Annotated in this window: 7 protein-coding genes; 3 read left to right on the plus strand and 4 right to left on the minus strand. The window is 67.9% G+C overall.

Annotated elements, in window-relative coordinates; genetic code table 11:
- Positions 1 to 4 precede the first annotated feature (4 nt).
- Positions 5 to 139: a hypothetical protein gene (locus Q7T84_RS21170; protein WP_370653664.1), complete on the plus strand. Its 135-nt coding sequence runs from the start codon at positions 5 to 7 to the stop codon at positions 137 to 139.
- A gap of 160 nt (positions 140 to 299) precedes the next feature.
- Here Q7T84_RS21170 and Q7T84_RS13935 read toward each other — a convergent pair whose 3' ends face one another.
- Positions 300 to 1,517, minus strand: a complete 1,218-nt coding sequence (locus tag Q7T84_RS13935; protein ID WP_304809938.1) for a CaiB/BaiF CoA-transferase family protein — start codon at positions 1,515 to 1,517, stop codon at positions 300 to 302.
- A 73-nt stretch (positions 1,518 to 1,590) separates the two neighbouring features.
- On the opposite strand from Q7T84_RS13935, the gene Q7T84_RS13940 reads away from it, so the two are divergent.
- Together Q7T84_RS13940 and Q7T84_RS13945 are read left to right on the plus strand one after the other, a co-directional pair.
- Entirely contained in the window at positions 1,591 to 2,757 is a 1,167-nt protein-coding gene (locus tag Q7T84_RS13940; RefSeq protein ID WP_304809941.1) for an acyl-CoA dehydrogenase family protein, read from the plus strand.
- Complete coding sequence (locus Q7T84_RS13945) at positions 2,754 to 3,536, plus strand: enoyl-CoA hydratase/isomerase family protein (protein WP_304809943.1); 783 nt, start codon at positions 2,754 to 2,756, stop codon at positions 3,534 to 3,536. Before Q7T84_RS13940 ends, Q7T84_RS13945 begins: the two co-directional genes overlap by 4 nt.
- A 53-nt stretch (positions 3,537 to 3,589) precedes the next feature.
- On the opposite strand, the gene eda is transcribed toward Q7T84_RS13945, so the two are convergent.
- The 3 genes from eda to edd all read right to left on the minus strand — a co-directional run.
- Entirely contained in the window at positions 3,590 to 4,210 is a 621-nt protein-coding gene (gene eda / locus Q7T84_RS13950; RefSeq protein ID WP_304809945.1) for a bifunctional 4-hydroxy-2-oxoglutarate aldolase/2-dehydro-3-deoxy-phosphogluconate aldolase, read from the minus strand.
- Positions 4,207 to 5,184: a glucokinase gene (gene glk, locus Q7T84_RS13955; protein WP_304809947.1), complete on the minus strand. Its 978-nt coding sequence runs from the start codon at positions 5,182 to 5,184 to the stop codon at positions 4,207 to 4,209. Before glk ends, eda begins: the two co-directional genes overlap by 4 nt.
- The coding region (gene edd, locus Q7T84_RS13960) for a phosphogluconate dehydratase (protein ID WP_304809949.1) at positions 5,181 to 6,598 on the minus strand (1,418 nt) is incomplete at its 5' end. The genes edd and glk, both read right to left, overlap by 4 nt.

Below are 6,598 nucleotides of genomic sequence, written 5' to 3' on the forward strand. Positions count from 1 at the left end.
GACCCTGAAGGAAGGCCCCGCCGTCCTGACCAACTTCGTCGACGTGGCGGTGGGCGAGCTCTCCATCGGCCAAAAGGTCAAGGTGAAGTTCCAGCCGACCGAGAACGGCCCGCCGGTCCCGGTGTTCGCGCCGGCTTAAGACGAAATTCCTCTCCCCGCTGGGGAGAGGTTAGGTGAGGGGGCGGCCTATCGGCTTCCCCCCTCGCTGATTATCGAGGCTGAGTTGCGCCGCTACGCGACGCTTCCCCTCACCCGACCTCTCCCCGGTGGGGAGAGGCGATTAACGCCGCCCAGCCGCATCAGGTCTCTTGCGTCTCCGACAGCTCGGCCAGGACTTCCTCCGTATGTTCGCCCAGTCGCGGAGGATGGCGGCGGATGCTGGAGGGCGTGCCGGTGAACTTCACCGGCGGCTTCATCGCGATGTAGGTCCCAGCCTGGGGATGGTCGTACTTCTGGAAGAAGCCGACCGCCTTCAGGTGCGGATCATTGGGCAGGTCGTCCAGGCGATTGGTGCGGGTGACCGGGATCGACAGCGGCTTGAGCAGGGCCAGCCACTCGTCGGTGGTCTTGGTGACCGTGACGGTCTCGACCAGGGCATAGAGTTCGTGGATGTGCTTGCCGCGCGCCTTGGCCTGGAACCGCGGGTCCTTGGCGAAGGTCTCGCCCCAGCCGGCCACCTCGAAGAAGATGTCCCACTGTTTGTCGGTATAGGGCAGCAGTCCGATGTGGCCGTCCTTGGTCGGGAACGGCTTGCGGTGCGGATTGACCACCCGCTGATAACCCCACTGGCCGGTCGGCGGATCGAAGGCGTGGTCGTAAAGGTGCTCGACCAGGGTGAAGCTGGTCATGCACTCCAACATCGGCACCTCGATGAACTGGCCCTGCCCGGTCTGGCTGCGACTGAACAGACCCGCCGTGATCGCCTGGGCCATGAACAGTCCCGAGACCTTGTCGGCCACCAGGGTCGGCAGGATGCGCGGGGTCGGGTTACCATCGGTACGCGGCAGGATGTCGGCTAGGCCGCAGGCCGACTGGATCAGGTCGTCATAGGCCGGCTCCCCCGCATAGGGTCCCTCGGAGCCATAGCCGGCGGCGTGGACATAGACGACGTCCGGCCGCAGAGCCTTCACGTCCTCATAGGCCAGGCCCAGGCGTTTGAGGCCCTCATAGCGGATCGAGGTGGCGAAGACGTCGCAGCTCTTGATCAACTGCTCCAGGCTTCGACGCGATTTCGGGTCGGCCAGGTTGAACATCACCGAGCGCTTGTTGCGGTTGATGGTCAGGAAGATGGGGCCAAGGTCGCGCGGCCAGCCCTCCGGGGTGTGGCCCGGCCAACGCATGATGTCGCCGCCATCGCCGCTCGCCGAGCCCGGGTCCTCGAGCTTGATCACCTCGGCGCCCTGGTCGCCCAGCATCTGGGTCGCATAGGCCCCGAACACCACGCTGGTCAGGTCGAGGATGCGCACGCCCTTGAGCGGCCCGGTGGCTTCTCCAGCCAACTGCTTTACTTCCGCCACGTCAGGCCTCCCCTCTGCGAACCGTCTCGTTATGATCGCCTCAAAGATCGCGCATTGACGCGGGGGAGGGCTAGTGGACTTCGCACTTTCCGACGAACACAGGATGCTGAAGGAGCTGGTCGCCCGCTTCGTTCAGGACGAACTGATGCCGCTGGAGGCCGGAGTCCTGGCCCGCGAAGCCGACGGCAAGGGCCTGGGCATCGGAGCTGCCGAGCACAAGCGGTTGGACGAGGTGTCCAAGTCGCTCGGCCTCTGGGGCCTGGACGCGCCCGAGGACGTCGGCGGCGTCGACCTGCCGGCCGTGGCGATGGTCGGGGTCAACGAGGAGTTGGGCAAGACGGTCACCCCCTACACCCTGCCGCCTGACAGCCCGAACCTGCGGATGCTGGCCGCCACCGTGAACGAGCGCCAGCGCGAAGCCTATCTGGCCCCCTATGTACGCGGCGAGACCATCAGCGCCATCGGCATCTCCGAACCCGGCGCCGGCGCCGACCCGGCCGGCATGATCACCCGGGCCGTGCGCGACGGCGAGGACTGGATCATCAGTGGACGGAAGATATGGATCAGCCGCGCCGAAGAGGCCGACTTCACCATCCTGATGGCGGTGACCGACAAGGAGAAGGGCGCGCGCGGCGGCATGTCGGCGTTCCTGATCGATAAGGGAACGCCGGGCTTCAACGTGCTGCGCAAAATCCCGATGATCGGCGGCCAGGCGACCTATGAGGTGGCGCTGGACGACTGCCGGGTCGAGGGCTGGAAGCTGCTCGGCCAAGAGGGCAACGGCTTTGCGCCCATGCAGCTGCGACTGGGCACGCGGCGGATCGAGATGGCTTCATGGTCGATCGGCATGGCCCAGCGGGCGCTGGACATGATCTGCGACTACGCCCCACAGCGGAAGACCTTCGGCCTGCCGCTCAGCGAACGCCAGGCGATACAGTGGTGGGTGGCCGACGCCGCCACCCGAATTCACGCCGCCCGGCTGATGACCTATGACTGCGCCTGGAAACTCGACCAGGGCCGGGACGTCCGCCAGGAGATCTCGATGATCAAGGCCTACTCGACCGAGATGGCCTGGGAGGTCGTCGACCGGGCGATGCAGACCTTCGGCGCCATGGGCATGACCAAGGAACTGCCGCTGCAACTGATGGCCACGCGCCTGCGCACCATGCGAATCTATGATGGCCCCACCGAAGTCCACAAATGGGTGGTGGCCCGCAACCTGATGGGATCGAGACGATGAAGACCGCTTACGGCGACCACCTCAAGGTGAGCATCGAAGGCCACATAGCGACGGTCACGATCGACCGGCCGCCGAACAACCACGTCTCGGTCGAGTTGATGAAAGACCTGGCCGACGCCCTGGAAAACCTCGACAACTCCAACAACTGCCGCGCCGTGGTGCTGACCTCGGCCGGCAAGGCGTTCTGCGCCGGCGCCGACCTGGTGGCCCCGGACGGCATCGCCGGCAAGGGCATGGGCGGCATCAACGCCCTCTATGATCAGGCGGTGCGACTGTTCTCGGTGGAGACCCCGATCATCGCGGCCGTGCAGGGCGCGGCGGTGGGCGCGGGCCTGGGCCTCGCCCTCGTCGCCGATTTCCGGGTGGCGGCGCCCGAGGCGCGGTTCGCGGCCAATTTCGTCAAGCTGGGCTTCCATCCCGGCTTTGGCCTGACCCACACCCTGCCCCGTCTGATCGGCCAACAACGCGCCAACCTGATGTTCCTGACCGGCCGCCGGGTGAAGGCCGACGAAGCCCTGGCCTGGGGGCTGGTGGATGAAGTCGTGCCGCTGACGGACCTGTTGGCCTCGGCCCAGGCGCTCGCCGCCGAGATCGCCGAGAACGCGCCCCTGGCCGTGCTCGCCACCCGCAAGACCCTGCGCCAGGGCCTGGCCGAAGCGGTTCGCGCCCAGACCCACCATGAGCACGCCCAGCAGACCATTCTGCGCGCGACCGAGGACTTCGCCGAAGGTGTCCGAGCCGTCCAGGAACGCCGCGCCGGCCACTTCACGGGGCGCTGAGCCAGGCTCTATTTCCTCCCCTGCTTTCGCTGGGGAGGAAGGGCGGGCGGCTTTTACGCCGCCTTGCCAAGTTGGGAGGCCACGCGCGCCAGATCGGTGATGCGGCCCCAATCGCCGGCGCGGACGGCGTCAGCTGGGGCGACCCAGCTGCCGCCGACACAGATCACGTTCGGCAGGGCCAGGTAGTCGGAGGCGTTCTTCGCGTCGACCCCGCCGGTCGGGCAGAAGGTCGCCTGGGGGAACGGGCTGGAAAAGGCCTTCAGCGCTCCGACGCCGCCGACGATATTGGCGGGGAACAGCTTGAAGTGGGTGTAGCCGGCGCGCAGGCCCGACATCAATTCGGTCGCCGTGGCGATGCCCGGCAGCAGCGGCAGCGGCCCCTCGAAACCCTCCCCCTCGATCAGACCAGGGCTGACACCGAATTTCGCGCCGGCGTCGGCCGCCGCCTGGCGGGCCGACGCGGTCAGGATGGTGCCGGCGCCCGCGACAGCGCCCTCGACCTCGCCGGCGATGCGGCGGATGCATTCGATCGCCACCGGCGTGCGCAGGGTGACTTCCAAGGCGTAGAGACCGCCGGCCACCAGGGCCTTGGCCAGCGGAACGGCGTGCGCCTCTTCCTCGATAATCAGGACCGGCACCACAGGCGCCAGCTTCAGGATCTCGACCAGGGTCAAAGGACGCTTCCTTCCATCTGCTCCAGCACCCGTGCCGCGCCGACCAGGGCCGCGAAGGGGTGGACGACGAGATGGGTCGGAATGTCGCGGGTATAGTCGGAAAGCCGACCCTTGTCTTCGAACCGCCGGCGGAAGCCGCCCGCGGCGAGGCGGTCGGCCATGCGCGGCGCCATCCCCCCGGAGACATAGACCCCGCCCCGCGCGCCGCAGGTCAGGGCGATGTCGCCGGCCACCGAGCCGAGTATCTCGCAGAACCGGTCGAGGGCCTCGTCAGCCAGCAGATCGCCGCCCGCCTGCCCAGCGGCCAGCACTTCCTTCTCGTCCTTCAGATCGGCGGCCACGCCGCGCACGTCGGCCAGGCCGCGATAGAGTGAATAGAGCCCCGGCCCCGACAGCAGCCGCTCGATCGACACCCGGCCGTGGGTGCGACGCAGCGAGGCCCAGATCGCCGCCTCGACCCCGTCATAGGGCGCGAAGGCCGCATGCCCGCCCTCGCTTGGAATAGCGATGTCGCCGCGTTCGGTGCGAACCACCATGGCGGTTCCAAAGCCGGTCCCCGCCCCCAGCACCAGGATGGGCGCGCCCTCGGCGCCGCGCGTCACCGGGCCGATGGTCCGCAGGTCGTCGGCGTCGAGCACCGGCGCGGCGAGGGCCTGGGCGGCGAAGTCGTTGATCAGGCGGGCGGCGTGGAACTCGAAGGTTCCGATCAGCTCGCCCTCGGAAATCCGCCAGTCCAGATTGGTGAACTCGATCTCGCCGTCCACCACCGGTCCGGCGACCGCGATGGCGGCGGTGTGCAGCTTCTGGCGACCAACCGTGGTCTCCAGATACTCGCCGATCACCTCGGTTAGCGAGCCATACTCCTTGGCCGGATAGGTCTTGGGATTGCGAATACGCCCGGCGGAATCCACCACGGCGAGGCGGGCGTTGGTGCCGCCCACATCGCCGACCAGGCCGGTATAGACTGTCTTCACGCGGCGTCTCCGAAGAGGGCGCTAGCCCCCAGTTCTGCTGGTCCGGCGGCTTTGCGCATCCAGCCGAACAACTCACGGCCATAGCCGAAACCGGCGGCCGGCGTCACCGCGCGCGGGCGCGCCGCCAACTGCGCCGCATCGACCTTGATCTCCAGCACCCCGGAATGGGCGTCCAGACGGATGATGTCGCCCTCGCGGACATAGGCCAGCGGTCCGCCATGGGCGGCCTCCGGCGTGACGTGAATGGCGGCGGGCACCTTGCCCGAGGCGCCGGACATCCGTCCGTCGGTGACCAGGGCCACCTTGAAGCCCTTGTCCTGCAAGACGCCAAGCACCGGGGTCAGGCTGTGTAGTTCGGGCATGCCGTTGGCGGTCGGGCCCTGGAAGCGGACCACGGCGATGAAGTCGCGGTTGAGTTCGCCGCGCTTGTGGGCCTCGAGCAGGTCGTCCTGGTCCTCGAAGACCAGGGCCGGCGCCTCGACGATGAGATTGGCTTCCTTGACCGCCGAGGTCTTGATCACCGCCCGGCCGAGGCCGCCGGTGAGCAGCCGCATGCCGCCCTCCGGCAAAAAGGGATCGGTGGCGGGACGCAGGATATCGAGGTTCAGCGACTGGGCCGCGCCTTCGCGCCAGACCAGCTTGCCGTCCTGAAGGAACGGCTCCTGCTGATAGAGCCGCAGGCCGGCGCCGGCGACGGTGACAACGTCATCGTGGGCCAGGCCGGCGTCCAGCAGCTCACGCACCACGAAGGCCATGCCGCCCGCCGCATGGAAGGCGTTCACGTCCTCCGAACCGTTCGGATAGACCCGCGCGAGCAGCGGCGTAACCTTGGACAGTTCGTCGAAGTCCTGCCAGTCGATGACGATCCCGGCCGCCCTAGCCATGGCTACCAGATGCAGGGTGTGGTTGGTCGAGCCGCCGGTGGCCAGCAGGCCGGCCAGGGCGTTGACGATGGACTTCTCGTCCACCACCGCGGCCATCGGCGTATAGCTGTTGGTTCCGTTCGCGATCTCGATGGCGCGCTTGGGCGCCGCGGCGACCAGGGCGTCGCGCAGCGGGGTGTTGGGATGGACGAAGGCCGAGCCCGGCAGGTGCAGGCCCATCATCTCCATCATCATCTGGTTGGAGTTGGCGGTGCCGTAGAAGGTGCAGGTGCCCGGGCCGTGATAGGACTTCATCTCGGTTTCGAGCAGTTCGTCGCGGGTCGCCTTGCCCTCGGCGAACAGCCCGCGCACGCGGGCCTTCTCGGCGTTGGAGAGGCCCGAACTCATCGGACCGCCGGGCACGAAAATCACCGGCAGGTGGCCAAAGGACAGCGCCCCGATCACCAGGCCTGGCACGATCTTGTCGCAGATGCCCAGCATCAGGGCGGCGTCGAAGGCGTCGTGGGTCAGGGCGATGGCCGTCGCCATGG

The organism is Phenylobacterium sp. (assembly GCF_030654915.1).
GTDB lineage: Bacteria > Pseudomonadota > Alphaproteobacteria > Caulobacterales > Caulobacteraceae > Phenylobacterium.

Bases quoted from the DNA above. Each gene is read 5' to 3' on its own strand.
- Q7T84_RS13945 (WP_304809943.1), top strand. From the start codon at position 2,754: ATGAAGACCGCTTACGGCGACCACCTCAAGGTGAGCATCGAAGGCCAC.